This is a genomic window from Sphingomonas lycopersici, from assembly GCF_026130605.1.
GTDB lineage: Bacteria > Pseudomonadota > Alphaproteobacteria > Sphingomonadales > Sphingomonadaceae > Sphingomonas > Sphingomonas lycopersici.
On the sequence record NZ_JANFAU010000002.1, the window covers coordinates 486,294 to 509,719 of the forward strand.

Below are 23,426 nucleotides of genomic sequence, written 5' to 3' on the forward strand. Positions count from 1 at the left end.
CTATGGACGAAGATGACCGCGGCCCCCGCTCCTTCCGCGCCCGGTGCGCTTGTCGACGGCTTCGGCCGCACGATCCGCTATTTGCGTGTCTCGGTCACCGATCGCTGCGATCTGCGCTGCCGCTATTGCATGGCGGAGAAGATGACCTTCCTGCCGCGCGCGCAGGTGCTGACGCTGGACGAAATCGCGATCATCGCCGAGCGCTTCATCGCGCGCGGGGTACGCAAGATCCGTTTGACCGGCGGCGAGCCTTTGGTGCGCCGCGACGTGACCGATCTGGTGCAAAGGCTCGGCGGGCATGTCGGGAACGGGCTCGACGAACTGACGCTGACCACCAATGCCACGCGGCTCGCCGATCACGCCGATGCGCTGTTCGATGCGGGGGTGCGGCGCATCAACGTCAGCCTCGACAGCCGTGATCCCGAGCGCTTCCGCTATATCACGCGGCACGGCGACGTCGCGCAGGTGCTCGCCGGCATCGCCGCCGCACAGGCCGCCGGGTTGCGCGTCAAGATCAACATGGTTGCGCTCAAGGGGCTCAACGAGGACGAGATTCCCGCGATGCTCGACTGGTGCGTCGCCGAAGGACTCGATCTGACGCTGATCGAGACGATGCCGCTCGGCACGATCGATGAGGATCGCGCCGATCGCTTCGTCCCGCTGTCGGCGGTGTTCGAGCGCCTCGCCGCGCACCGCGAGCTGGCGCGCGATGCCGGCAGCACCGGCGGTCCGGCGCGTTACTGGCGCGTCGGCGACAGCAAGACCCGGCTCGGGCTGATCTCCCCGCTCACCAACAATTTCTGCGACGGCTGCAACCGCGTGCGGCTGACCACCGAAGGGCGGCTGTTCTCGTGCCTCGGGCATGACGATCACGCCGACCTCAAGACCGCGCTGCGCACCGGCGGAATCGCCGGGCTCGATGCCGCGATCGATGCGGCGATCGCCGCCAAGCCGCAGGCGCACGATTTCCGCATCGCGCGCGGCGGCGCTCCCGCGGTATCGCGCCACATGAGCGTGACCGGCGGATGACCAGCTATCTTCGGCGGGCGCTGGTCGCCTCGCCCACCGCCCAGGCGCAGGCCGCGCGCGCCGAATTGCGCGACGCATGGGATTGGTGCCCGATCGACGAGGCCGATCTGGTCATTGCATTGGGCGGCGACGGTTTCCTGCTCCAGACGCTCCACGCGATGCTCGAGGCGCGCCGCCCCCCGCCCCCCGTGTTCGGGATGAACCTCGGCACGATCGGGTTCCTGATGAACGAATGGCGCCGGCACGGACTCGACGACCGGCTCGATCGCGCGCGCGCGTTCAAGGTGACGCCGCTGATGATGACTGCGACGGGGATCGACGGCCGCATCCACGCGCTCCCCGCGATCAACGAGGTGTCGCTGCTGCGCGAAACGCGGCAGACCGCGAAGATCGAGGTGACGGTCAACGATCGCATCGTGCTGGAGGAACTGGCCTGCGACGGCATCCTCGTCGCCACCCCCGCCGGCTCGACCGCCTATAATCTTTCCGCGCACGGCCCGATCCTGCCGCTCGGCTCGGCGATGCTCGCGCTCACCCCGATCAGCGCGTTCCGCCCGCGGCGCTGGCGCGGCGCGATCCTGCCCGATCGCGCGCGCGTCTCGCTGCGCATCCTCGAACCCGGCAAGCGCCCGGTCTCCGCGGTGGCCGATCAGCGCGAGATTCGCGATGTCGCACAGGTGGATATCGCGATGGACCGCGCGCGCGAACTGACCTTGCTGTTCGATCCCGAACATGCGCTCGACGACCGAATTACGATGGAACAGTTCATCGCGTGAAAATCATCGCGAAACGGGGGTTGCATCTCTGAAACGGCCGGCTATAGACGCGCCTCCCGCAAGGCATTCCCCGATAGCTCAGCGGTAGAGCTCTCGACTGTTAATCGAGCGGCCGTTGGTTCGAATCCAACTCGGGGAGCCACCTTGCAGCCTGACGGACATCGCGCAACGCCGCGATTTCCGCTGAAATCAGGCACCTGCCCGCTTTCTCGCCAGCCCAGAAGAACCGAGGAGAGCGCAAGCCTCACGGGCGCGGTTCTGCGTCGGCAAGGCGCGCAGCACTTGCATTTTAAAGACACCCGCAAGAAACGCCGTTCGATTTGAAGAAACGGCCGCAACGCCCTCGCACGTCGATCGTTCGGGGTCCGCAACATGTGTTGTGGTTAACGTATCGGGATGTGAATGGGCGTAGCTAGGACAGCAATGTTGTGCGCCGCGGCGATGCTGGGATTGTCCGGATGCGAAGGCGCGTCGGGCGGGCGCCCGGTCACGCTCGCGGACCTCGGGCTGCCGGACCGCTATTCGACCGATTCGACCGCGCAACCGCCCGCGCAGGCCGAGAACCTCGCCCAATGGTGGCGGCATTTCGATGATCCGCTGCTCGACAGTCTGATCGAGCGCGTCGGCGCAGCCGATTCCGCGGCGAACGGCAAGACCGGCTATCAACAAACGGTAAAGCGCATCGCCACCGAGGCGGCGATCGCGCGCAGCTATGTCGCGCTCCGCACGCGGCAGGCGAAGATCGAGAATATCCGCGCCTATCTCGCCGCGCGGCAGGACGATCAGGCGATCGCGCGATTCCGCGAAGAGGCCAAGCTCGTCACCCCGCTCGATGCGCTGCAGATCGCGGCCGATAGCGATCGTGTCGCGGCCGGCATTCCCGTGCTCGAAGCGGCGATCGCGGCGGATGCGGCGCGGATCGCGGTGCTGACCGGGCAGCCCCCCGCCGCGCTCCGCGACCAGCTCGCGCCGATCGCGCCGGTCCCGGTGGGGCCGGCGGAGGTTGCCGTTGGCGCCCCGTCCGACCTGATCAATCGCCGCGCCGACGTGCAACTCGCCGCGCAACGCGTCGGGCGTGGCAAAATCTGGGGCGGCGGCTCGAGCGGCGCGGTCGCCGCGTACAAGGAGGTGGTGCTGCAAACGCTGGAGGAGGCCGAGAATGCGCAGACGGCGTTCGCCGCCGCCAAGGCGCGCGAAGCCGCGCTGGAAAAGGCGGTCGACGAAGCCGAGCAGCTCGCCGTCCTTGCGCGGAAGCAATATCGCGAGGGGCTGACCGATCATGTCGCGCTGCAGAGTGCCGAGCGTGCCTTGCTCGGGGTGCGCGACGAGCGGGTCGGCGCGGCAGCGGATCGCGCCGCTGCGCTGATCGACCTGTTCACGGCGCTGGGCGGAAGCTGGGAGCCGGGGGCGAATGACCGACGCCCCTGACAGCCCCGATCCGCCCGCCGGCACATCGGTCGACGAGTTCCTCGGCACCAAGCCCGGCGGGTCGTGGGGCTGGTGGATAAGGTGGCTTTCGATCGGGCTCGCCGGGGTCGTGCTGATCGTTCTCGTCGGCCGGTTCGTGAGCGGCGGGCTGGCGACCGAATATGCCTCTGAGCCGGTCACGCGCGTCGACATCCCGTTGAAACTGTTCGGCAGCGGGCGGCTGCAACCCGTCGCGGTGCATCTCGTCGATGCCGGGCAGGAAGGCGTGATCCGCGCGATCCCGGTCGCGGACAACCAGCCGGTGAACGCGGGCGATATCCTCGTCCGGCTCGATCCGGCGCCGCTGCGGGAAGCGATCGCCGCAGCGCGGGAACTGCTCGACACGCGGCAGGCGGCGCTGGCCAAGGCGCAGCCGACGAAAGCGGATGTCGACGCGCGGCTGGGGCTTTATCAACGCGTGCGCCGGCGCTCGGGCGGCAGTGTCCCGTCCGATCGCGAAATGACCGCCGCGCAGGATGCCGCGCGACGCGCCGCCGATGCGGTCGATACCGCGCAGGTGGAACTCGCCGCCGCGCGCACCGCGCTGAGCGAACGGGAGGCGCAACTCGCCTCGGCGGATATCCGCGCCCCCGTCGCCGGGGTGGTCTCGCGACGCTTCGTCGCGATCGGCCAGCGCGTCGGCGCCAATCCCGGGCAGCATCTGTTCGCGATCGCCGAGCCCTATACCCGGCTGCGCCTCGATATCGCCACCGATCGCGCCCAGGCGCAGCGGCTGCGCGCCGCGCGCGCGGTACGCGCGATCGTCACCGTGGCGCCTGGGAAAGCGGTTTCCGTGCCGATCCTCCGGCTGACCGAAACCGCCGCGCCGCCGGCATTGGCACGCAGCGCATCGGCCCCCATATCCGTCGACAGCACCCCGGTCGGCATCGCGCTCGAGCTGGGGAACCCGGGTGGCGCGTTGCGGGTTGGAACCGCCGTCACGGTGCAGATCGATCTCGGGATGCACCGCGATGCACTGGTCGTGCCGGACAGCGCGTTGCGCTTCGGGCGGGCGAGCGATGCCGCGCGCCCACCGGGCGCGGTGCGCGGCGAGGCCGTCTATGTCACCGGCAGCGACGGCACGCCGCAACGCGTCCCCGTCACCCGCGGCGGCAGCGACGGGCGCAACAGCGAGGTGGCGTCGGACATGCTGAAACCCGGCATGCGCGTCATCACCGGACTGCGCTGAGCTGGTCGGGATACGCCGTAAGCCGTTAGAGGCTGCGGCGTTTTTGCGCGCGCTTGCCGTAAGAGGAATTACATCTGACTGATAGCGGTACGGATTTGAACAGCACGACAGGCATTTCACGGCGGTCCAGCCTCGCGCTTCTGGCCGGCGCAATGGTCGCTGCGCAAAGCGCCGCGGCGGCCGGTCGCCCGCCCAAATTCGGTCCGGCGACGCCCTTTTCGTGGGACGTGCTGGTCGCACGCGCGCAGGCGCTCGCCGGGCGCCGCTATGTGCCGCGCCCGCACGCACCCGATTTCGCGCCCAATTTCGACGCCGCGACGCAACGCGCTTATGGCGCGGCGGAACGGCTGGCGGGGTTCGTGCGGCTGATGCCGGTGACGCATCTCGCGCGCGAGGCGGTCGCGCTCAACCTCGTCGAAGGCGGGATGGCACGCCCGCTGCTCGCGGCGAATGGGCTGTTCGCCGGTAACAACGCGACCGATCCGGCGGGCTTTCGCGTGCTCAACCCCAATCTGGCCGGCGACTGGCTCGCCTTTCTCGGCGCCTCCTATTTCCGCGCGGTGGGGCCGCAGGACCAATATGGCCTTTCGGCACGCGGCATTGCGGTCGATACCGGGCTCGACGGGCCGGAGGAATTCCCGTCTTTCACCGAATTCTGGATCGAGGCCGCCTCGCCCGGGCGGCTGCGGGTCCACGCGCTGCTCGACGGGGCGAGCGTGACCGGCGCCTTCGCGTTCGATTGCGCGCTGACGCCGGAGGGCGTCACCCAGGCGGTGCGATCGTCGCTGTTCTTCCGGCGCGACATCCGCCGGCTGGGGATCGCGCCCGCGACGAGCATGTTCTGGTACGATCAGAACGATCGCCGCGTCGCGACCGACTGGCGGCCCGAAATCCACGATTCGGACGGGCTGGCGATCTGGTCCGGCAGCGGCGAGCGCATCTGGCGCCCGCTCGCCAATCCGCCGCACCCGCGCACCGTCAGCTTCCGCGCCGACGGCGTCAAAGGCTTCGGCCTGATCCAGCGCGACCAGCGTTTCGCCGATTATCAGGACGACGGCGCCTTCTACGACCGCCGCCCGAGCCTGTGGATCGAGCCGGTCGGGGATTGGGGGAAAGGCTCGGTACTGCTGTACGAGATGCCGACCGACAGCGAGACCAACGACAATATCGTCGCCTTCTGGCACAGCGACCAGCCGGCCCGCGCCGGCGAGCGCCGCGATTTCGCCTATCGGCTGCGCTGGATGTCGCAGGATCCGTTCGACGGCAATGCCGCGCGCGTGGTGGATAATTGGAGCGGCGCGGCGGGCATTCCCGGCGGCGACACGATCCCCGGCGCGCGCAAATATGTCGTCGATTTCGAGGGCAAGGCGCTGGCCGGGCTCGATCGCCAGAGCGGGGTCGAGGCGGTCGTCAACGTCGCCAAGCCGGCGCTGCTGGCGGTGGCCGCCTATCCGCTTGCGCGCCAGAGCGGCCGCTGGCGCGTCACCCTCGATATCCGCACCGACGCGAGCAATCCGAAAGATCTTCGGCTATTCCTCCGCCACAACAACTCCGCCCTCTCCGAAACCCTGATCGAGCCTTTATCGTCATGATGCGTCCCGCCCCCCTCCCCCCGGAGGCGCCGCTCGCGATGCCCGAGCAACGCTTCCACGGTAATCCCCCCGGCACGATCGAGACGCGCACCGTCCCGCCGGGGCTGCTCGCCAAGCGCCTGCTGCTGATCGTCGCGACCGCGGTGCTTGGCATGTATGCCTCCACCGGGATGCGCGTCGCGCTCAGCGAGGACGGCATCGGCGTGCTCGATGTGCTGTTGCTCGCGCTGTTCCTGCCGCTGGTGAGTTGGATCGCGTTCGGCTTCGTCAGCGGGCTGGTCGGGTTCATCAACCTGATCACCGGGGACCACCCAGGCTTCGCGCCGATTCCGCGGCCGGCCGGCACGTTGCGCCACCGCACCGCGATCCTGATGCCGGTTCATAACGAGAGCATCGAGGCCACCTTCGGCCGGGTCGCCGCGATGACGCAATCGGTCGCCGATGCCGGCGGCGCGACCTTCTTCGATTTCTTCATCCTCAGCGATTCGAGCGAGTTGCACGGCAAGCTGGAGGAGGCCGCCTGGGCGAAACTCGCCCCGACCGCGCCGATCCCGGTCTATTATCGTCGGCGCATCCAAAATGTCGGCAAGAAGCCGGGCAATGTCGCCGAATGGGTGCGCCGGTTCGGCGGCGCCTATGAGCAGATGATCGTGCTCGATGCCGACAGCCTGATGAGCGGCAGCGCGATGCTGGGCATGGCCGCGATCATGGAGAGCAAGCCGACCGTCGGGCTGTTGCAGACCGTGCCGATGATCATCAACGCGCGCACCCTGTTCCAGCGCTGGATGCAGTTCGCCACCTGCGCTTATGGCCCGATCTCCTCGGCCGGGCTGGTGTGGTGGTCGGGCTCCGAGGCTAATTTCTGGGGGCATAATGCGATCATCCGCACCCGTGCCTTCGCCGAATGCTGCGGGCTGCCCGATCTTCCCGGTGCGCCGCCGTTCGGTGGGCTGATCCAGAGCCACGATATGGTCGAGGCGGCGCTGCTGCGCCGGCGTGGCTGGTCGGTGCATATGGTGATGATCAACGGCAGCTATGAGGAATTCCCCCCGACGATCATCGACCACGCGATTCGCGATCGCCGCTGGGCGCAGGGCAATCTCCAGCACCTGCGGCTGCTCGATTCGGCTGGATTCCACTGGACGAGCCGCTTGCATCTGCTGATCGGCGCGTCCGCCTATCTCACCTCGCCCGCGTGGCTGCTGCTGATCCTCGCCGAGATCGCGCAACGATTGCTCGGCGTACATGACGCGATCGTCGAGGGGCCGCCCGCGGCGGTGCTCGTGGTGACCTTGCTCTGCCTGTTCGGGCTCAAGGCGCTGGGGGTCATCTGGGTGCTGGCGGATCGCGAGCGGCGGCGCAGCTTCGGCGGCGCGGCGGCGGTCGCCAAATCGGCGGTTCTCGAAATCCTGCTCGCGATCCTGCTCGCGCCGGTGACGATGGTGACCCAGACCAAGGCGATGATCGGGCTGTTGCTCGGCATTCCGTCGAACTGGTCGGTGCAGAGCCGCGAAACCGCCGGCATCCCGTTGCGCGAGGTATTGCCCAAGGTGCGCGAACATTTGGCGCTTGCCGCAGCGTTCATCGTCGTGGGGGTGTTCGATCCGGTTCTTGGGCTGTGGCTGTCGCCGGTGATCGCGGGGCTGCTCGCGTCCCCCTGGCTGATCTCGCTCACCTCGAGCATTTCGCTGGGCGACCGGCTTGCCCGGTGGGGCATCTTTGCCACGCCGCCGTCGGACGACGAGCGCAAGATGAAACCGTCGGGCTTCGTCGGGCACGCGATCGCGCGAGCGTCGGCAAGTTAAGCTCCGGCAACACGATATTGCGATCTCGACCAACCGTCGTGAACAACGCTACGACGGTGTCATGACAGCCCCGCATCCGCTCGATCGCTGCGCTTGGTCCGCGCTCAATGGCCGCCATTCGCCCTTTGCGATCATCCGCGGCGGCGCGCGGCGGTACGATCTCGCTTACGGCGTCTTTGCGGCGGTCGCGGACCAATCGGATGCCAGCCTCGCGGGGCTTGCCGACCTGATCGCGGAACAGGGCGATGTCGCGCTGCTCGAAGCCGATCCGCCCGCCCGGATTCCGGGCGTGGCGGTCGTGTCGCAGGATCTCGGCGTCCAGATGGTCGCGCCGCAACTGACGCCGGGGCCGCGCGTCGATTTCGCGATCGTCCCGTTGAGCGAGGCCGACGCGCCCGCGATGCGCGCGCTCACCGCGCTCACCGAACCCGGCCCGTTCTTCGCGCGTACTCACCAGCTCGGCGATTTCGTCGGGGTGAAGATCGACGGCGAATTGATCGCGATGGCCGGCGAGCGGATGAAGCCCGACGGCTTCACCGAGGTGAGCGGCGTCTGCACTCACCCGGATCATCGCGGCCGCGGCTATGCCGGCGCACTGATGCGGCACGTCGCGACACGCATTCTCGGCCGCGGCGAGACGCCGTTCCTCCACGCCTATGCCGCGAACACCGGGGCGATCGCGCTCTATGAGGCGCTCGGGTTCACGCTGCGCCGCGAGGTACTGATGACGAGGCTGACGCGCGCGTAGCGCGCCGGCGCTCCGATTCAGCGCACGAAATTTCGGACGATGCCGGCAGCGTGATCGCCGCCGGCATCGTCTGCCTTCTCACCGCGCTGTATCGCCCTCGCGCACCGTCGCCGGCACCGCGCCGTTCGCGCCGGCACCGGTCGCTGCCGTCGCGCCGGCAAGCATCCCGTTGAGCGACGTGCCGCTCATGCCGAGTTCGCTCATCAGCGCATCGATCAGCGGCCCGCCGACGCGATAGCGCATCGCCGCCGCCACCGCCGCGTCGGCCAGATTGGCCTGGCCGTTGGCTCCCTCACCGTCGCTCGCACCCTCGCCGTGCAGCCCGCGCGCGTCGACGATGCTGATTTTGTCGATATTCTCCATCGGCTTGCTCGCCGCAGCGATGATCCCCGGCAGCGCCTCGAGCATCGCCTGGCGGATCAGCAACGCGGTCTGCGCGTCGCTGCGCAGGTTGATCGCCTCGTTGAGCAGCGCCTGCCCCGCCGCATCGACCTTGAACGCTGCCTCGCGCCCCTCGGCACGGACCTTCTCGGCCTCGGATTCGGCGGTCGCCTCGGTCTTGAGCGCGATCGCGCGCGCCTCGGCCGCTTCCTTTTCGGCGCCGGCGGCGACGGTGATCCCGACCGCTTCCTCCTGCGCACGCTGGGTCGCGGCGATCACCGCGACGTTCTTGTTGCGGTTGGCGATTTCGGTCGCCTTGGCGGTGGCGACGCTTTCCTCCGCGCGAACCGCAAGCGCGCGCGCCTCATTGGCCGCGGCGATCGCCTTCGATTCCTCCTCGGACTTTTGCGCGGTCTGCACCGCAGTGGTGATGCGCGCGAGCTCGATGTTGCGATCGCGCTCGATCGTCGCGGTCTGGATCGCGCCGTCGCGGCCGATGTTGGCGGTCTGGGTGACCTTGTCCGCCTCGGTCTGCGCCACGGTCTGCGCCTGCATCGCGGTGATCCGCGCGATCTCGGCAACGCGAGTCTGCTCGGCCTCGGCGGTGGCGATCGCGGTCGATTGTTCGGCGCGCAGCGCGGCAAGCGTCTGTTCCTGCGTCAGCCGCGCCTGCTCCGCCGCTTGCGCGATCTCGAGCGACTGTTTGTTCGCCTCGAGGTTGCGCTGCTCGATCTCGACCCGGTTGGTCGCGACGATATCGTTGCGGACCTTCTTGCGCTCCTCGATCGTGCGGGTCAGCACGGTAAGGCCCTCGGCGTCGAACGCATTGTTTTCGTTGAAATGCTCGAACGCAGTCTGGTCGAAATGAGTGATGCTGACCGATTCGAGCTGGAAGCCGTTCATATCCAGATCGGTCATCAGCGCTTCCTGCACCTTCTGGATGAAATCGGCGCGATTGGCGTGGAGATGCTCCATCGTCATCGTCGCCGCCACCGAGCGCAACGCGGAGACCAGCTTGCCGTCGAGCAGCGACTTTACCGCATCGGGATTGTTGACCGAATCGCCCAGCGTCTGCGCCGCCGCGGCGATCGACTGCATGTCCGGCTTCACCTTGATATGGAACAGCCCGATCACGTCGACGCGCAATTTGTCGAGCGTGATCAGCGCATCCTTGTTGAGCCGCGAGACCTCCAGCTTCACCGTCGTCAGCCGCACCTGCATCAACTCGTGCAGCACGGGGACGACCATGACGCCGCCGTTGAGCACTACCTTCTCGCCACCGAAACCGGTGCGGATCAGCGCCACGTCCTTGGTCGCGCGGCGATAGAGCCGGGTCAGGATGATCCCGATCACGATCAGCGAGAACAGGACGATCGCGGCGTAAATCAGAATGTTGATCAGTGACTCAGGCATGAAACTCCCCCGGTGTTACGCGCTGCTCAAATCAGATTGAGCGGAGCAGCGGGTCCCGATCGGGAACCGCGAAAAACATATTCCCCTCACGCCGGACGAGCAGCACGGTTTCGCCCTGGGCAATGCTGCCCTCGTCCTGATGCGGCTCGACCATGATGAAATGCGCCTGGCCGTGCTGGTCGACGACCTTCGCACGCGCCGGGCTGCCGCGGCGCGCCGCGCCCTCGAGGATCGTGCCGCGGCGGCGCAGCAATTCGTCGGTGGTGATCGCGGAGGTCTCAAAACCCGGCATGATCCGCGCCAGCCCGTTCGCCGCCAATGTGTTGAGCATGCTGCCGACGACGGCTGCGCTGCCGACGGCCAGCCCCCAATGCAGCGGCGCACCGGTGAAGGCGCTGGCGACCTGCTGGATCGCGAGGCCGACGAGCGCAAAGCAGCCGAGCAATGACGTCAGCCAGATGAGGATCGGCAATTCGCGGCCCAGCCCGAGCCAGCCGAGCAATCCACCGTCCGCATCGGCATCGATTCCGCCGTGGAGATCGAGATGCCCGAAACCGAGCCCGATCGCCTCGATCAGCCCGATGCCGATCATGACGACGAACGCGATCGCGAACGGGGCATAGTCCGGCGTCAGCAGTTGAGCGAACATTGCATCCCCGATGTAGTCTCGAAACGCTATGCTAATGTTGGCTTCATCACAATAGCCACTGCCAGAGATGTGGAGCAGCCGCGATCCGAAACGATCAGCGCGGCCGGCGACCGAATTTGAGAACAAGGAACGGGGCGCATCCGATCGCGACGCGCGCCACAACCGCTGCAACACCCTCGATCGGACCAGCGAAAACTATGCCCCGAAATTTGTCCGCCCCGTTTCCCGACGCCCCGCTTTCATCCCCAGCGGCGCGGGTCCTGTCCTATGATTGGCCGGCGATCACGCACCAACTCGACGACACGGGCAGCGCGATCCTGCCGCAATTGCTGTCCCCGGAAGAATGCCGCACGATCGCAGCACTTTATTCCGACGACTGCCGCTTTCGCAGCCGGGTCGTCATGGCCCGGCATGGGTTCGGCAAAGGGGAGTATCGTTATTTCAGCTACCCGCTACCCGCCCCGATCGAAGCGTTGAGGACAGCGATCTACCCACAGTTCGCCGATCTCGCCAATCGCTGGAACGAGCGAATGGGCATCGATCAGACCTACCCCGCCGATCACGCCGATTATATCGCGCGCTGCCATGCCGCTGGCCAGACCCGCCCGACGCCGCTGCTGCTGCAATATGGACCCGGCGACTATAATTGCCTGCATCAGGATCTTTACGGCGGGCTGGTCTTTCCGATCCAGATCGCGATCTTGCTCTCCGTACCCGGCGAGGATTTCACCGGCGGCGAATTCGTCCTCACCGAACAGCGCCCGCGAATGCAGAGCCGGGTCGACGTCGTTTCGCTGCAGCACGGCGACGCCGTCGCCTTCGCAGTCCACCACCGCCCCGTAAGAGGTGCCAGGGGCAGCTATCGCGTCAACATGCGCCACGGTGTGAGCCGCCTGCATAGCGGGCATCGGCACATGCTGGGCATTATCTTCCATGATGCCCAATGAACCAAAATGGATCAAGCCGTAATATATATCATGAACTTGTCCGCAAGTTAATCATCAAGTTGTTGAATAGCAACATTATATTCTTGTGTACTTTAAAAATGTAATAGGTTGTTACGCCTCGCTTTTATTTACCATTTTTTTACTGGATGTAAAATCGACGATCCATACGATGAAGCTCCCCACGCTGCAGTTGAGTACCGCGTCAACATTCGATCTGCCGCCCGGATAATTCGGCGCGGCCATAGCGATTGAGCAAAAGGGGAGTTTCGATGAACAAGGGTCGATCGTTTGCATATGCCACCGCCGCAGCGCTGGCGCTTGGTTCCGCGACCAGTGCCGATGCGGTTGTTATCAACATTATCGACGCTGGAGGAACGATCACGCCGGGCAGCGTTTATGATGTTAACTTCAAGGCCGCCAAGTGGTTCTTTGAATCAATCTTTAAGGATGACATTACCGTCGACTTGAAGGTCAATGTCGTCAACGGCAGCACCAGCGGTGCGCTAGGTTTGGCATTGACTTCTCCGATCAGCACCAAGCAGACCGATTGGCGTGCTGCGATCATCGCCGACGCAAAGACCTCGCTTGATTCGGTCGCTATCGCCAATCTAGCGAATTTCTCCAGCAGTACCGTAGGAATTTCTCCGGCTGTTCAGAAGGCGCTCGGCATCTATAAGGGCCCGGACCTCATTACGGCGCTCATCGGCGCTGATTCCTACACTAGCTACAACGTCGGTTATCAATATGATTACGATACCCGCGACGGCATTCAGGGAGTTGCGCTCGATTTTCTTAATGTTGTCCTTCAGGAACTGGGGCACGGGCTGGGATTCTCCAGCGGGGTCAGGGATGGCAACACACTCGATTCGCGCCCGAGCAACGCTGACATGTTCCGCTATAAGGACGGCGAGTGGGACATAACCTGGGGCGGCAAGCCATATTTTTCGATCGACGGCGGCGCGAACCCGCTGTTCGGTAATTCCTATTTCACCCCGGGCGATGATGGCAGACAACCCTCGCACTGGCGCGACGCCGAACGAATCCGTGGCAGCTCCACGATGTGCGGCCAGGAACTGGAACCGCAAATCGGCGGGATGGACCCGACCGCCAATTATTGCCAGATCGGGGTCTGGACCGCGAACGACCTGGCTGTGTTCGATGCGATCGGCTGGGATGTCGCCGTAGACGTCTTGCAAAACCCGGGCTGGAGCATGTCCACGGCGCAAATCATGCGCAATTATCTGGCGTCGGTCCCCGAACCGTCGACCTGGGCGATGATGATCTTCGGCTTCGGCGCGGTCGGCGCGGCAATGCGACGCCGCCCGAGGGTGTCCGTTCGCTTCGTTTGACCGAACGAGTCGAGTGAAGCGCGCGGCCGCCCGCGGCCGCCCTTCACCCGATCGTGCGCTCCCGGCCGAGCGCCAGCGCGAGCGCACCGAGCAACCCGGCATCGCCGCCCAACCCCGGAGGCGTAACGATCTCGCTCACCTCCCCCGGAAAATAGCCGCCACCGGCATCCCGGGCCGCAATGCGAACCTGATCGAGCAGCCCCGGCGTCTGCATCACCCCACCGCCGAGAATGATCCGCGCCGGCTGCAGTATCGCCTGAAAGCTTCGGATTGCCTGCGCGAGATACCAGGCGATGATGCGATGCGCCGGGTGATCCGGCGCAAGATCGGAGAGCGACGCTCCCCAGCGCGCGGCGATCGCCGGCCCCGCGGCGAGGCCTTCGAGGCAATCGCCATGGAACGGGCAGGACCCCGTGAACCCGGCATCGTCCGGGTGACGCGGCATGCTGATATGCCCCATCTCGGGGTGGCTGAGCCCGCGGATCACATGCCCGCCCAAGACCGCGCCGCCGCCGATCCCGGTGCCGACCGTCAGATAGAGCGTCGAATTGGTCCCGGCCCCCGCGCCCCACAGCCATTCGGCCAGCGCCGCGCCGTTGACGTCGGTATCGATCGCGACCGGGCAGCTGAAGGCGCGCGCGAACGGCCCCGCGATATCCGCCCCGCTCCAATGCGGCTTGGCGGTGCGCGTGACATGCCCCCAGTCGGGCGAAGCGGGATCGAGATCGAGCGGACCGAAGCTCGCGATGCCGACCGCGGCATAGTCATCGCCGTGCGCGCGGAGCCAGTCGATCGCGGCGGGGATCGTCTCTTCGGGGCGCGTCGTGTCGATCCGGGTCCGCGCGCGGATCTGGCGCGACGAATCCCCGACGCCGACGATGAATTTGGTGCCACCCGCTTCGATCAGCGCGATCTTGCCGTCCATATGCGATCCCGTCCTTGCGCTGGCTCATCGGCGGGAGGCGCCGTGGGACGCGCGCTCGACCGTGATTGGCAGCTTCCTGTGGTCGGGTTCACGATAGGGCGCATCGGGATACCGCGCCACCCGCCAACGCCCCACTTTGGGCGCGCGTCACCGCCTCAGTTTATAGACCGATATGGTTTCGTCCCCCATCGGCAAGCGATCGGCGAGACGATAATCGCGCGTCACCGCGGCGGAGACCAGCGCACGTATCTCGGGCCGCTCACCGTTGAACGGTGGGCGCATCACCACCACCGCCGGGCGCGCAGCGAGGATGCGACGCACTTCCCCCGCCTGGTCCGCGCCGGTCGCGCCATTCTCGCGCGCCCGGTTGAGGTGCGCCGGGACGATATAGCGCGACAGGCGGCATCGCTCGGTCGCGGCATAGAGCATCGTCGTCCCCGAATAGACGTAGAGGCAGCCCGGCCCGCGCCCCACCGCCTGCGCCAGCGCCGCGAATTGCGTCGCGTTGCCGCGGCCGTGGATATGCGCCAGCACCGTCGCCAGCCCGCCGATCGCAACCAGCCCCAGAACCGCCGGCGCCACCCGCCCGCGGAAACGCCGCGCACCGAAGAACCCGGCCGCACAGGCGCAGCCGGGGACGAGCACCGGCAGCCCGTAATGATCGAACCAGGTGCCGAACAGCGCCAGCCCGGTCAGCGCGGCCCAAAGCCAGCCGAACAGGAACCGGCGCGCGGCCCCGCTCCCACCCACCGCTTCCTGTCGCCGCGCGGCGAACGCCATCGCCACCAACGGCCCGAGCAGCAGCACAAGCGTCCCGATATTGCCCAGCATCTCCGGCAGCGGATTGGCGTTGCGATGCTCGATCGACAGGAAATTGGCGAACAGGAACGCATCGGACTGGCCGATCGCGGCATAGAAGCCCCACGCCATCGCGGTCGGGACGAGCGCGATCGCCGCCAGCATCGCGCCATAGGCCAAAGTGGCGGGAAGCCGGCGATGCGCGTGCCACTCGCGCCACATCAGCCACAGCCCGAAGTAAACGCCCTCGAACACCGCCGAATATTTGATCTGGAGCGCAATCCCCACCAGCGCCATCGCCGCGACGCCCCGCCGGTGGGGAAGGCCCCCGCCATTCTCGCCCGAAACGATCAGCAGCCCCGCCGCGGCCATCGGCAGATTGTAGAAGATCGGCGATTGCCCCCCGACGCCGTTGATCAGATCGGGCCACAAAATATAGCCGATCGCTGCCGCCATCGCCCCCGCCCCCCAACCCGCGCGCGCCGCCAGTCGCGCGACGATCAGCGCGGTGAGGACGAGCGCGGCGGCCGCCATCGCCTGATAGGCGAATATCCCCCACGGCAGCGGGAGGCGGGCGGCGGGGAGGTAGAGCAGAAATAGCCCAATCGGCTTCCTGTCCCAGATATCGATGAAGGGGAGCGCGCCGCGCCACATCTCGTGCGCAGTGACGTAATAGAATTCCTCGTCGGCATGAACGACGGGGTTGCCGAAGGTCAGCCCGCGCGCGGCGATCGCGACGAGGATCAACACGATCAGGCGATAGCGATTGAGGAACCCCGCATGCATCGCGCGCGCCTATCCGCTCGGGCGGGCCGCTGTCACCAGTGCAATGCGCTTTGCTTCAGAATGGCGCTTTCTCCGAGGAGCATTTCGCGCGCCGCCCGCGGATAAACCGCGATATGGTGACCCCTACGGGAATCGAACCCGTGTTTCAGCCGTGAAAGGGCGTAAACACGAGAACATTTAGACAACAGCATACAAGCACAGACAGCGAACGGGTCTCCTTTCCCTCGGCGTATTGTCGTTGCCTGTCTTCTAGCATCCACCTATATTTATAACCGAGAAATTACCGAAGGTCGATTAGCATGGGTCGAACGGTTCGCGATCATCGCCTTGAGAGCCGCGCCGCTCGCGAGAAACTTGCGCCCCGGTCGGAGCCGTACTGGCGGACAATCAATCAAGGCGCTCACCTCGGCTACTATCGCGGCGCGCGGGTTGCTAAATGGGTCGCGCGCTGGCGCTCGCCTGGGGCAACGGGCGGTTATTGCAAGACCACCTTGGGCGAGGCTGATGACTTCACGGACGCGGATGGCGATCGCGTTCTGTCTTATCGAGACGCGCAGGACGCTGCTCGCATGTGGTTCGACGAGCAGGCTCGCGGCGGCACCAAGCCCCAATTGCCTTTCACTATCGGGGATGCGCTGGACGAATACCTGAAGGGTTTCACCGGCAAGGACGTGCAGTCTGCAAAGTATCGGATTGAAGCGCTTATCCGCCCTGCCCTCGGCCATATTGAGGTTGCCCAGCTCAAACGTAAACAGGTGCGCGATTGGCACCGGGAACGCGCTGCGGCATCAATTCGGTTGCGGACACGCAAAGGCGCCTCTGAGCAAAATGAACGCGCCTTTGATGACAGTGACCCCGACGCGGTTCGAAAGAGGCGCGCAACCGCAAATCGTGATTTAACTGTGCTGAAGGCGGCTTTGAATCGCGCGGCGGACGACCGCGAGGGATTGCCTGTCGATGAGTGGCGGAGCGTGAAGCCCTTTCCAGATGTTGAAGTCGCGCGCCGCCGCTACCTTTCCGACGACGAGGCGCGCCGGATTGTTAACGCAATGTCACCTGACTTTCGGCCGATCACGCAGGCCTCTTTGCTAACGGGCGGCCGCTATACCGAGCTGCGACGTGCCCGTGCAGGGGACTTCGATCGGGAGTCTCGCACCCTGTGGCTCGCCGAGACCAAGAGCGCGAAGCCGCGTCCTGTCTATCTTGATGAAGACGGGACCGCCCTGCTTGAGCAGCAAAGCGCGGGCAAAACCAGCGAAGCTTTGTTGTTTCCCAGGCCTGATGGCAGATCATGGACGGCCAGCCAGCAAAATCGTCCAATGGCGGAAGCATGCCGAAAGGCGAAGATATTGCCGCGCGCCACGTTTCACGATCTGCGTCGATCCTATGGAGCGCGGATGGCGCGGCAAGGCGTGCCGATGGCGGTGATAGCAGAGGCGCTAGGGCACGCGGATGAGCGGATCACGCGCAAGCACTACGCGCATCTCTCCCCTTCCTATGTCGCCGATACTGTGCGTGGCGCGGTGTCTGGACTCGGGATTGTTTCGCCGGGCAACGTCGCCCGATTGCCGGTGAAAGAGCGAGCTTGAGGTCGGGTTGACCACCTCAAGGGAGGGGCAAGGGTAGCTCCCTAGCGCGAGGACACTCCGCCCTCGCCGCCCCTCCACCCCAGATGCGGAGCAGGCCTGCGGAGTGGGCGATGAGTGCAAAAACGAAATTGGAAGATCTATGCCCAGAGGATCGACGAGAATGGCTTGAAATTGTTTCGGAAAAATGCGCCTCCGCCCGGGTCCGCGTTGATAAGGCTGCCACAGAAGAAGAACGCCTGCAGCGATCGAGGCACTATCTCGTTATGCTGTTCGAAGCGCTAAAGGTCATTGCCGGCGATGACGTCGTGCGGGCCGCATATCTGGCGGGCTGGTCGGACGAGGCGGATCGTGCCAGCGCGCTCTCGATCCTGTCGATGCGACAACTCCTTGCTGCTGATCTGTTTCGTGGTGTTGAGCGACGCGACGATCCCGCCTCTTTCAGCGCGACCGCCAATGAGGCCGCGGCCATAGCTGCCGGCGATCTGCCGAAATTATTTGCCCAGGTAAGCACGTATGCCGCCGCATACCGGATCGCGGTGGATCACAAGCTTACGGCGCTCAAGTGGGAACGATTCTTAACCCGGTTTGACACCGTCACCCCGGCCGACGCTAAGCGCAAGGTGCAGGCGGTATATTCGGTCAGCCGGCTAGGTGACTGGCGGGACCAGGTGAGCAGGTACTTCACGCCTGACGTTTTCGACGCAATTCTCTCCTTAGTCGACCGAGGATCTGATCCGAAATTCTTTGACATAACCAGCTTAGATGAAGCGCTGGCCACCATGCAACGCGATGCGCAGGCGAAGCTCAACGCCGATAAAGAGCATAAGGCCGCAGTGGTGTTGAGCAAGCGAGAGGCTGCGAGAAAAAACAAAGGGCTTGCCGGAGGCAATTAGCAAGGCACCGTGCGAAAGTTCCTGAAAAGTTTCGCACGAAATAAGTCGAGAATGCTCTTTGCGACAAAGAGCGTCTGTGCGCGTATTTGGTTGCCCACCTTTAACGGTGGAGACAACAAATGCCCTCTTCCCTCCCCGACGATAAGCTAGCGCTGACGATCAGCGAGTGCGTCGCCGCTGGCCTCGGTTCTCGCGCATGGATCTACGACAATCTGAAGACCGGGACGATCAAGGCTGTAAAGCGCGGGCGCCGTACAGTCATCCTGCGCAGTGAAGCCGCACGCTATCTAGCCACCCTGCCTGCATACGAAGCTGCGGCGTGATCAATGCCAGCAACTGTAGAGGCGAGCGGCCCTGAAACGCGAAAGGGCCGCCCGGCAAGGCGACCCCTTCAAAATCTTCGTATCAGCAGCAGTCCGGCAGATACCGAATTCAACAGTCAGGCGCAACGCCTTGCTGATCGCTATCGCCTATCCGGCGCACTTGCCCGGCTGGTGCTCGACCTCCTGCGCGAGGATCAAAAACATGCCTGATGGCTTTCCTTCCGCCCGCGATGCGGCGCGAGCACTCATCCACCATGCCGATCCGAAGCTGACCCGGCGGTCGGGACAATTCCTTGGCGGCCTCCTGTTCGATCCAGAGGGCGCCGTTCCGACCGAACGTCAGCGTGCCTGGCTGGCCGATCTGCTCCGTAAACATGGCCTGCCGCCTCTCGCCGATGGAGGCGCGAATGCGTGAATCATACGACACGGCGCGCAACCATCGCGGCGTAGAAACATCGATTGCCGCGGCAGAAATGATGGCCCCGCTATCGTCTCGGCTCCGCTGGATCGTTCACAAGACGCTGTGCGCGAATCCTACCGGGCTGACCGTCGACGAGACATGCACGATCGCCGGATACCCGCGGTATTCGCTCCAGCCGCGCTTCACCGAACTGCGCAACCTCAAGATGATCCGCGACACCGGTCAGCGCCGCCGCAACCGATCCGGGGCGCATGCAATCGTATGGCGGGCCACAATTCTCGATCAGGCAGGAGAGGCCGCATGATCGGCCGCGATCTGGAACGGGAGTTCGACGCCACGGTGTCGAACGTCCTGTCGGTTCACCTCGATCGACTCCGGGCGCTCGAGGTGGTCCCGGCGACAATCGCGCGGATCAACCTCTCATATCCGGCTCTCGGCATCGCATCTGGGGCGATCGACCGGCATGGGGTTTTCGTTCCCGGCGACGGCAGCGCGCATATCGTGCAGCCGCTCGTCGAGAATGGCTGCCTGATCGACCTGATAGCTTGGCGCCCGGCCGCGCCGACCCGCTGGGGCTTGCGCACCGGCCTTGGTTGGCTGCTCAATGCCGATACCGTCTTCACGACGCGCTGGGACGGCGAGATGCTCGATCTCCACGCCACACCGCTCGATTGGTTGCGCGCCGATGCTCAAGGCGCGGTCGTTGTCGATTGGGACGCGCCGGACCTCGATAGCCTGCGATCGTTCGAACGCATCCGGTGCGGCAATGACATGCTCGGGCGGACCGTTCGCCGCGCGCTGGACCGACCTCGCCGGATTCCTCGCATCGAGACGATGGAGGTGCGTCATGCCGCGTGACCTGAATAGCGCAGCCTCTGAACCCGTGCCGCTTCCCGTGATCGACCGCGCGATTCGCGCGACGCCGTATCGGTGGCGGGATCCAGCCTCCATTCCGGAGCGCCGATGGGTGTACGGTCACCAGCTGCTGCGTGGCGCGGTGACGGTAGTGGTCGCGCCGGGGGCCACCGGCAAGACCGCGCTGATGATCGGAACCGCGCTCGCGCTCGTCTCGGGGCGCCCGCTGCTCGGGAAGACGGTATGGGGTGGCCCTAAGACGGTCTGGCTCTGGAACCTCGAAGACAGCGGCGAGGAACTGGCGCGTGGCCTCCAGGCGGCCGCATTGCATTGGGACATTGGCCCTGACGCGCTGGACCGGGACGACGGTTCGCGCCTGTTCGTCGACAGCGGCCTCGATGGTGCCGAATTGAAGGTCGCCCGTGAGATGCCCGGCGGCGCGCGGATCAACGGCCCGGTTGTATCGGCGCTGGTCGAGCAGCTTAAGACCAACGCGATCGACGTGCTGATCGTGGATCCGTTCGTCTCGTCCCATGCGGTGTCTGAGAACGACAACAACGCGATCGACATGGTGGCGAAGCAATGGGCCAGGGTGGCGACCCAGACCGGCTGCGCGATCGTCCTCGTCCACCACGCGCGCAAGCTCGCAGGCGCCGAAGTCAGTGCGGAGACCGCGCGCGGTGCCAGTTCGTTGATCGCGGCGGCGCGATCGGTGCTGACGCTCAACCGGATGTCGGATGAGGAGGCGCCGCGGTTCGGTATCGAGGGTGAGGACCGCCGCCGCTATTTCCGGGTGTACGACGACAAGAACAATCGCGCCCCGCCGGCGGATCGGTCGGATTGGTATCGCCTTCATAGCGTCTCGCTGGGCAATGGCTCCGACGGTGGCGACAGTTTGCCCGTCGTCGTGCCGTGGTCGCCGCCCGATGCGTTCGACGGGGTGGACGTCAGTCACCTGCGCGCGGTGCAGGAGCGCCTATCAGCTGGCGAATATCGCAAGGATGTGCAGGCTCGGTCATGGGCTGGTGAGGCCGTCGCTGAAGTTTTGAAACTCAACCTGACGAAGAAGGTCGACAAGGCACGCGCTTCCTCGCTGCTGCGCACCTGGGAGGCAAACGGCGCCATCGTCGTTGAGATGAGGGACGATGAACGCCGCCGTCCGAAGGCATTTTATGCGGTGGGCCATTGGGCCGAGGATGGGGTTGCTCCACCCGCAATAAGTGGGGTGGAGCAGGGTTGAGCAGGTGGAGCGCAAAACCTGCTCCACCACCACCCCCTTATATAGGGGGTGGGGTGGTGGAGCGGAGCAATGGGCGGCTCGCAGAGGTGGAGCAGACGGAAGAGGTGCTCTGACATCCTTCCGCTTTTTTTGAGTCCAGAGGCGCGAGCGGTCGCCCAGGTGCTATGAGGCCAGCGCGACACCATCAGATCGCTCCAAGCTGTCGATCAGGGGTGCTTGAAATATGTGGCCGTGGCGCCTGCGAGCGCGAGCAACGCGATAACATTGGAAACGGCGGGTGCCAGCGGACGCGAGCCTCATCGTCGGCCGCCCAACGACTAAAGTAGCAGGAAGTAGCGATTCGTTGCTTTTTCGGAGTCCACACCAGGGCTGGCGACAGCGGGTCGCCCGATGCGGCGCTCTCTAAAATAGAGGAAAATAGAGAATGCGCAGAGCTGGTTTTCCCGTAAAGTACGCGGATTTGCGGGATTTGTTGGCGGCAATAGCCGCTGTGAAAACTATCAGCGAATATCAAACCGCTTCGTCCGGACCATCTCGCTTGCTTGAGGCCAGAGGCACAGGCTTGCCTTCCGACACCTTATCGTGGAATCGGTTGATCATGGGGGACGAATTGCTCGCATCGACAGACATCGAGGACGCTCTGTCCGAGGTGTATGTATCGGCGATTGCTGCACGGGCCGGTTACACCTACTCCAAGCCCAATCTTGACCGAGACAGTGTAGACCTGACCATTTCGGCTGGCGGCCGGCAGCGCCCTAAGCTCGATCTGCAATTGAAGGGCACCATCAATCTCGATGCATCAACGGAGTTGATGCCGTTCTCGCTTAAGCTCAAGAACTACAATGACCTACGGGAAAGCACGCAGGTGCCGCGCATCCTCGTGGTTGTCCGCCTGCCGAGGAATGCCGATCAATGGCTTTCGGTATCTCCCGATGAGTTGATTCTGCGCCACTGTGCCTATTGGCTATCGCTCCGGGATGCACCTGAGGCGGATGTGGATACAGCGAAAACGGTCTATATACCTACCAAGAACCGGTTCGACATTGAGGGCCTGAAGGCCCTCATGGACCTGTCGAGGACTGGGATTGTGAAATGAGGACGTCCATCACCGATCCTGCAGCGCTCCGGTCTATCACCCCGGCGGCGCTGGTTGCATATGCGTTGAGCGAGGGGTGGACGAAGGCGGAAAGCTTCGGCGATCATAGCGACGTTTACCAGCGCCCGAACTCCCCTGAACTGATCCTGCCAGGCACGGACAGCTTGGGGGATTATCCCGCTGTAGTCAGTAGTATTCTAAGCATTTTGTCTGGCGAAGAGGGCCGCGACGAGCTCCAATTATTCCGCGATCTGGTCGGTGCTGATCGAGACGTAATCCGTGTTCGGGCTCCGGAGGCCGATGACGACGGTTCGGTCTCTATCGATGCGGGCGTTGAGCTTGTGTTGCAAGCGAGGGATATGCTGCTTGCTGCCGCCTGTGCCGCCAAAGATCCTCGCGCAGCTTACCGTGCCGGCAAGGTCAAGGATGCCGCGTCTTACATGGATCGAGTCCGTCTTGGTCAGACTGAGCAGGGTAGCTTCATCGTCACGTTGCTCGCGCCCGTCCCCCCTGCCCTTGACCTGCTCGATCAGGGTACATTTTGGCCTGTCGAAACGGAGGAACCTTTCGACCGGAAGGTCACGAGAACCCTGGCAAAGGCTCTTGACGCTTCGCGTCGCGCCGCTGAATCCGCTGTCCGGGGCAACGGCATGGCCGCTTTCCAAGAAGCTGTGAGCTCCGGCGTCAACGCCAACCTGTGCGACGCGCTTGCGACGCTGATCGACAAGGGCAACGGCCTAGAGGTCTCGGTGACTTGGGCTCGGACGCGCCCCACGCCGGAGAAGAGGAAGGTCGTCCGGTTTTCCGAGTCTGAAGGCGAAATTTTTCGAGAAGCCGCGTCGCGGTTCCGAACTTTGGAACCACGTCCCGACGAGACCTTGAACGCTTTCGTGGTTGCACTTGACCGTCAGCCAGATGCTGGAGAGGGCAAGGTTTCTCTAAAGACCTTTCTCGATGGCCAGCCTGTATCCGTTCGAGCGACGCTACCGCCTGATATGTATCACCGCGCGCTCGGAGCGCATGACACTAAGCAGAGCGTGGTCTTAACAGGAGACCTGAAGCGTGCTGGACAACGCTGGGTGCTGGAGAACCCTCGTAACCTGCAAATCATTCAAGACGACGAAGCCAACGAATAGGACGTGGTCAGGACTACCA

The 23,426-nt window shown here is 64.9% G+C and carries 21 protein-coding genes, 2 tRNA genes and 2 pseudogenes; 20 read left to right on the plus strand and 5 right to left on the minus strand.

Annotation, left to right across the window (positions count from 1 at the left end):
- The first annotated feature begins 12 nt into the window (after positions 1 to 12).
- The 8 genes from moaA (at position 13) to NED98_RS05565 (ending at position 8,606) form a co-directional block, all read left to right on the plus strand.
- Entirely contained in the window at positions 13 to 1,029 is a 1,017-nt protein-coding gene (gene moaA / locus NED98_RS05530) for a GTP 3',8-cyclase MoaA (RefSeq protein WP_265312171.1), read from the plus strand.
- On the plus strand, positions 1,026 to 1,805 hold the full coding sequence (locus NED98_RS05535) for an NAD kinase (protein WP_179511834.1): 780 nt from the start codon (positions 1,026 to 1,028) through the stop codon (positions 1,803 to 1,805). The genes moaA and NED98_RS05535 overlap by 4 nt, the downstream gene beginning before the upstream one ends.
- Positions 1,806 to 1,872: 67 nt before the next feature.
- A tRNA-Asn gene (locus NED98_RS05540) sits at positions 1,873 to 1,947 on the plus strand.
- Between the two features lie 281 nt (positions 1,948 to 2,228).
- A complete protein-coding gene (locus NED98_RS05545) occupies positions 2,229 to 3,233 on the plus strand; it encodes a TolC family protein (RefSeq protein WP_265312172.1) in 1,005 nt (334 codons plus the stop codon).
- Positions 3,217 to 4,461, plus strand: coding sequence for an efflux RND transporter periplasmic adaptor subunit (locus tag NED98_RS05550; protein WP_265312173.1), 1,245 nt, complete (start codon positions 3,217 to 3,219; stop codon positions 4,459 to 4,461). The genes NED98_RS05545 and NED98_RS05550 overlap by 17 nt, the downstream gene beginning before the upstream one ends.
- A 95-nt stretch (positions 4,462 to 4,556) precedes the next feature.
- Positions 4,557 to 6,053: an OpgD/OpgG family glucan biosynthesis protein gene (locus tag NED98_RS05555; RefSeq protein WP_349293243.1), complete on the plus strand. Its 1,497-nt coding sequence runs from the start codon at positions 4,557 to 4,559 to the stop codon at positions 6,051 to 6,053.
- A complete protein-coding gene (gene mdoH / locus NED98_RS05560; protein ID WP_349293246.1) occupies positions 6,053 to 7,858 on the plus strand; it encodes a glucans biosynthesis glucosyltransferase MdoH in 1,806 nt (601 codons plus the stop codon). The genes NED98_RS05555 and mdoH overlap by 1 nt, the downstream gene beginning before the upstream one ends.
- Before the next feature lie 61 nt (positions 7,859 to 7,919).
- Positions 7,920 to 8,606: a GNAT family N-acetyltransferase gene (locus tag NED98_RS05565; protein WP_265268292.1), complete on the plus strand. Its 687-nt coding sequence runs from the start codon at positions 7,920 to 7,922 to the stop codon at positions 8,604 to 8,606.
- A 78-nt stretch (positions 8,607 to 8,684) separates the two neighbouring features.
- Here the strand turns inward: NED98_RS05565 and NED98_RS05570 are convergent, their stop codons facing one another.
- Both NED98_RS05570 and NED98_RS05575 read right to left on the minus strand, forming a co-directional pair.
- Positions 8,685 to 10,400: a flotillin family protein gene (locus NED98_RS05570; protein WP_265312175.1), complete on the minus strand. Its 1,716-nt coding sequence runs from the start codon at positions 10,398 to 10,400 to the stop codon at positions 8,685 to 8,687.
- Between the two features lie 31 nt (positions 10,401 to 10,431).
- Positions 10,432 to 11,049, minus strand: coding sequence for a YqiJ family protein (locus tag NED98_RS05575; protein ID WP_265268290.1), 618 nt, complete (start codon positions 11,047 to 11,049; stop codon positions 10,432 to 10,434).
- A 197-nt stretch (positions 11,050 to 11,246) separates the two neighbouring features.
- On the opposite strand from NED98_RS05575, the gene NED98_RS05580 reads away from it, so the two are divergent.
- The 3 genes and pseudogenes from NED98_RS05580 to NED98_RS23365 all read left to right on the plus strand — a co-directional run.
- Positions 11,247 to 11,996 carry a 2OG-Fe(II) oxygenase gene (locus NED98_RS05580; RefSeq protein WP_265312176.1) on the plus strand — a complete coding sequence of 250 codons (750 nt, stop codon included), beginning with the start codon at positions 11,247 to 11,249 and terminating at the stop codon, positions 11,994 to 11,996.
- Positions 11,997 to 12,265: 269 nt separating this feature from the next.
- Positions 12,266 to 13,159 (plus strand): annotated as a pseudogene (locus NED98_RS05585) (NF038122 family metalloprotease); the annotation flags it as partial.
- An 81-nt stretch (positions 13,160 to 13,240) separates the two neighbouring features.
- A pseudogene (locus tag NED98_RS23365) lies at positions 13,241 to 13,345 on the plus strand (PEPxxWA-CTERM sorting domain-containing protein); the annotation flags it as partial.
- A 43-nt stretch (positions 13,346 to 13,388) separates the two neighbouring features.
- On the opposite strand, the gene NED98_RS05590 reads toward NED98_RS23365, so the two are convergent.
- The 3 genes from NED98_RS05590 to NED98_RS05600 form a co-directional block, all read right to left on the minus strand.
- Positions 13,389 to 14,270, minus strand: a complete 882-nt coding sequence (locus tag NED98_RS05590; protein WP_265312178.1) for an ROK family protein — start codon at positions 14,268 to 14,270, stop codon at positions 13,389 to 13,391.
- 147 nt (positions 14,271 to 14,417) lie between these two features.
- A complete protein-coding gene (locus tag NED98_RS05595) occupies positions 14,418 to 15,854 on the minus strand; it encodes a hypothetical protein (protein ID WP_265312179.1) in 1,437 nt (478 codons plus the stop codon).
- A gap of 114 nt (positions 15,855 to 15,968) precedes the next feature.
- Positions 15,969 to 16,069 (minus strand) — tRNA-Ser (locus NED98_RS05600).
- Positions 16,070 to 16,153: 84 nt separating this feature from the next.
- Between NED98_RS05600 and NED98_RS05605 the strand changes: the two genes are divergently transcribed.
- From NED98_RS05605 to NED98_RS05645, 9 genes are all read left to right on the plus strand, one after another.
- On the plus strand, positions 16,154 to 17,443 hold the full coding sequence (locus NED98_RS05605; RefSeq protein WP_265312180.1) for a tyrosine-type recombinase/integrase: 1,290 nt from the start codon (positions 16,154 to 16,156) through the stop codon (positions 17,441 to 17,443).
- A gap of 110 nt (positions 17,444 to 17,553) precedes the next feature.
- Positions 17,554 to 18,336 (plus strand): hypothetical protein, encoded by a 783-nt coding sequence (locus NED98_RS05610; RefSeq protein WP_265312181.1) that lies wholly within the window; start codon positions 17,554 to 17,556, stop codon positions 18,334 to 18,336.
- Between the two features lie 119 nt (positions 18,337 to 18,455).
- Positions 18,456 to 18,659 carry a helix-turn-helix domain-containing protein gene (locus NED98_RS05615; protein WP_265312182.1) on the plus strand — a complete coding sequence of 68 codons (204 nt, stop codon included), beginning with the start codon at positions 18,456 to 18,458 and terminating at the stop codon, positions 18,657 to 18,659.
- A gap of 130 nt (positions 18,660 to 18,789) precedes the next feature.
- The gene (locus NED98_RS05620) at positions 18,790 to 19,074 is read left to right on the plus strand and encodes a hypothetical protein (protein WP_265312183.1); all 285 of its coding nucleotides are present in this window, start codon (positions 18,790 to 18,792) and stop codon (positions 19,072 to 19,074) included.
- The gene (locus tag NED98_RS05625) at positions 19,067 to 19,384 is read left to right on the plus strand and encodes a hypothetical protein (protein WP_265312184.1); all 318 of its coding nucleotides are present in this window, start codon (positions 19,067 to 19,069) and stop codon (positions 19,382 to 19,384) included. The genes NED98_RS05620 and NED98_RS05625 overlap by 8 nt, the downstream gene beginning before the upstream one ends.
- Complete coding sequence (locus NED98_RS05630; RefSeq protein WP_265312185.1) at positions 19,381 to 19,938, plus strand: hypothetical protein; 558 nt, start codon at positions 19,381 to 19,383, stop codon at positions 19,936 to 19,938. Before NED98_RS05625 ends, NED98_RS05630 begins: the two co-directional genes overlap by 4 nt.
- Entirely contained in the window at positions 19,928 to 21,175 is a 1,248-nt protein-coding gene (locus NED98_RS05635; RefSeq protein ID WP_265312186.1) for an AAA family ATPase, read from the plus strand. Before NED98_RS05630 ends, NED98_RS05635 begins: the two co-directional genes overlap by 11 nt.
- A 424-nt stretch (positions 21,176 to 21,599) precedes the next feature.
- Positions 21,600 to 22,271, plus strand: coding sequence for a DUF4365 domain-containing protein (locus tag NED98_RS05640; RefSeq protein WP_265312187.1), 672 nt, complete (start codon positions 21,600 to 21,602; stop codon positions 22,269 to 22,271).
- Positions 22,268 to 23,407, plus strand: coding sequence for a hypothetical protein (locus NED98_RS05645; protein ID WP_265312188.1), 1,140 nt, complete (start codon positions 22,268 to 22,270; stop codon positions 23,405 to 23,407). Before NED98_RS05640 ends, NED98_RS05645 begins: the two co-directional genes overlap by 4 nt.
- Positions 23,408 to 23,426: the final 19 nt, after the last annotated feature.

Excerpts from the sequence above, each read along its gene's own strand:
- moaA (WP_265312171.1), top strand. The coding sequence starts at position 13 with ATGACCGCGGCCCCCGCTCCTTCCGCGCCCGGTGCGCTTGTCGACGGC.
- NED98_RS05535 (WP_179511834.1), top strand. The coding sequence starts at position 1,026 with ATGACCAGCTATCTTCGGCGGGCGCTGGTCGCCTCGCCCACCGCCCAG.
- NED98_RS05545 (WP_265312172.1), top strand. The coding sequence starts at position 2,229 with ATGTTGTGCGCCGCGGCGATGCTGGGATTGTCCGGATGCGAAGGCGCG.
- NED98_RS05550 (WP_265312173.1), top strand. The coding sequence starts at position 3,217 with ATGACCGACGCCCCTGACAGCCCCGATCCGCCCGCCGGCACATCGGTC.
- mdoH (WP_349293246.1), top strand. The coding sequence starts at position 6,053 with ATGCGTCCCGCCCCCCTCCCCCCGGAGGCGCCGCTCGCGATGCCCGAG.
- NED98_RS05565 (WP_265268292.1), top strand. The coding sequence starts at position 7,920 with ATGACAGCCCCGCATCCGCTCGATCGCTGCGCTTGGTCCGCGCTCAAT.
- NED98_RS05570 (WP_265312175.1), bottom strand. The coding sequence starts at position 10,400 with ATGCCTGAGTCACTGATCAACATTCTGATTTACGCCGCGATCGTCCTG.
- NED98_RS05575 (WP_265268290.1), bottom strand. The coding sequence starts at position 11,049 with ATGTTCGCTCAACTGCTGACGCCGGACTATGCCCCGTTCGCGATCGCG.
- NED98_RS05580 (WP_265312176.1), top strand. The coding sequence starts at position 11,247 with ATGCCCCGAAATTTGTCCGCCCCGTTTCCCGACGCCCCGCTTTCATCC.
- NED98_RS05590 (WP_265312178.1), bottom strand. The coding sequence starts at position 14,270 with ATGGACGGCAAGATCGCGCTGATCGAAGCGGGTGGCACCAAATTCATC.
- NED98_RS05595 (WP_265312179.1), bottom strand. The coding sequence starts at position 15,854 with ATGCATGCGGGGTTCCTCAATCGCTATCGCCTGATCGTGTTGATCCTC.
- NED98_RS05605 (WP_265312180.1), top strand. The coding sequence starts at position 16,154 with ATGGGTCGAACGGTTCGCGATCATCGCCTTGAGAGCCGCGCCGCTCGC.
- NED98_RS05610 (WP_265312181.1), top strand. The coding sequence starts at position 17,554 with ATGAGTGCAAAAACGAAATTGGAAGATCTATGCCCAGAGGATCGACGA.
- NED98_RS05615 (WP_265312182.1), top strand. The coding sequence starts at position 18,456 with ATGCCCTCTTCCCTCCCCGACGATAAGCTAGCGCTGACGATCAGCGAG.
- NED98_RS05625 (WP_265312184.1), top strand. The coding sequence starts at position 19,067 with ATGCGTGAATCATACGACACGGCGCGCAACCATCGCGGCGTAGAAACA.
- NED98_RS05630 (WP_265312185.1), top strand. The coding sequence starts at position 19,381 with ATGATCGGCCGCGATCTGGAACGGGAGTTCGACGCCACGGTGTCGAAC.
- NED98_RS05635 (WP_265312186.1), top strand. The coding sequence starts at position 19,928 with ATGCCGCGTGACCTGAATAGCGCAGCCTCTGAACCCGTGCCGCTTCCC.
- NED98_RS05640 (WP_265312187.1), top strand. The coding sequence starts at position 21,600 with ATGCGCAGAGCTGGTTTTCCCGTAAAGTACGCGGATTTGCGGGATTTG.
- NED98_RS05645 (WP_265312188.1), top strand. The coding sequence starts at position 22,268 with ATGAGGACGTCCATCACCGATCCTGCAGCGCTCCGGTCTATCACCCCG.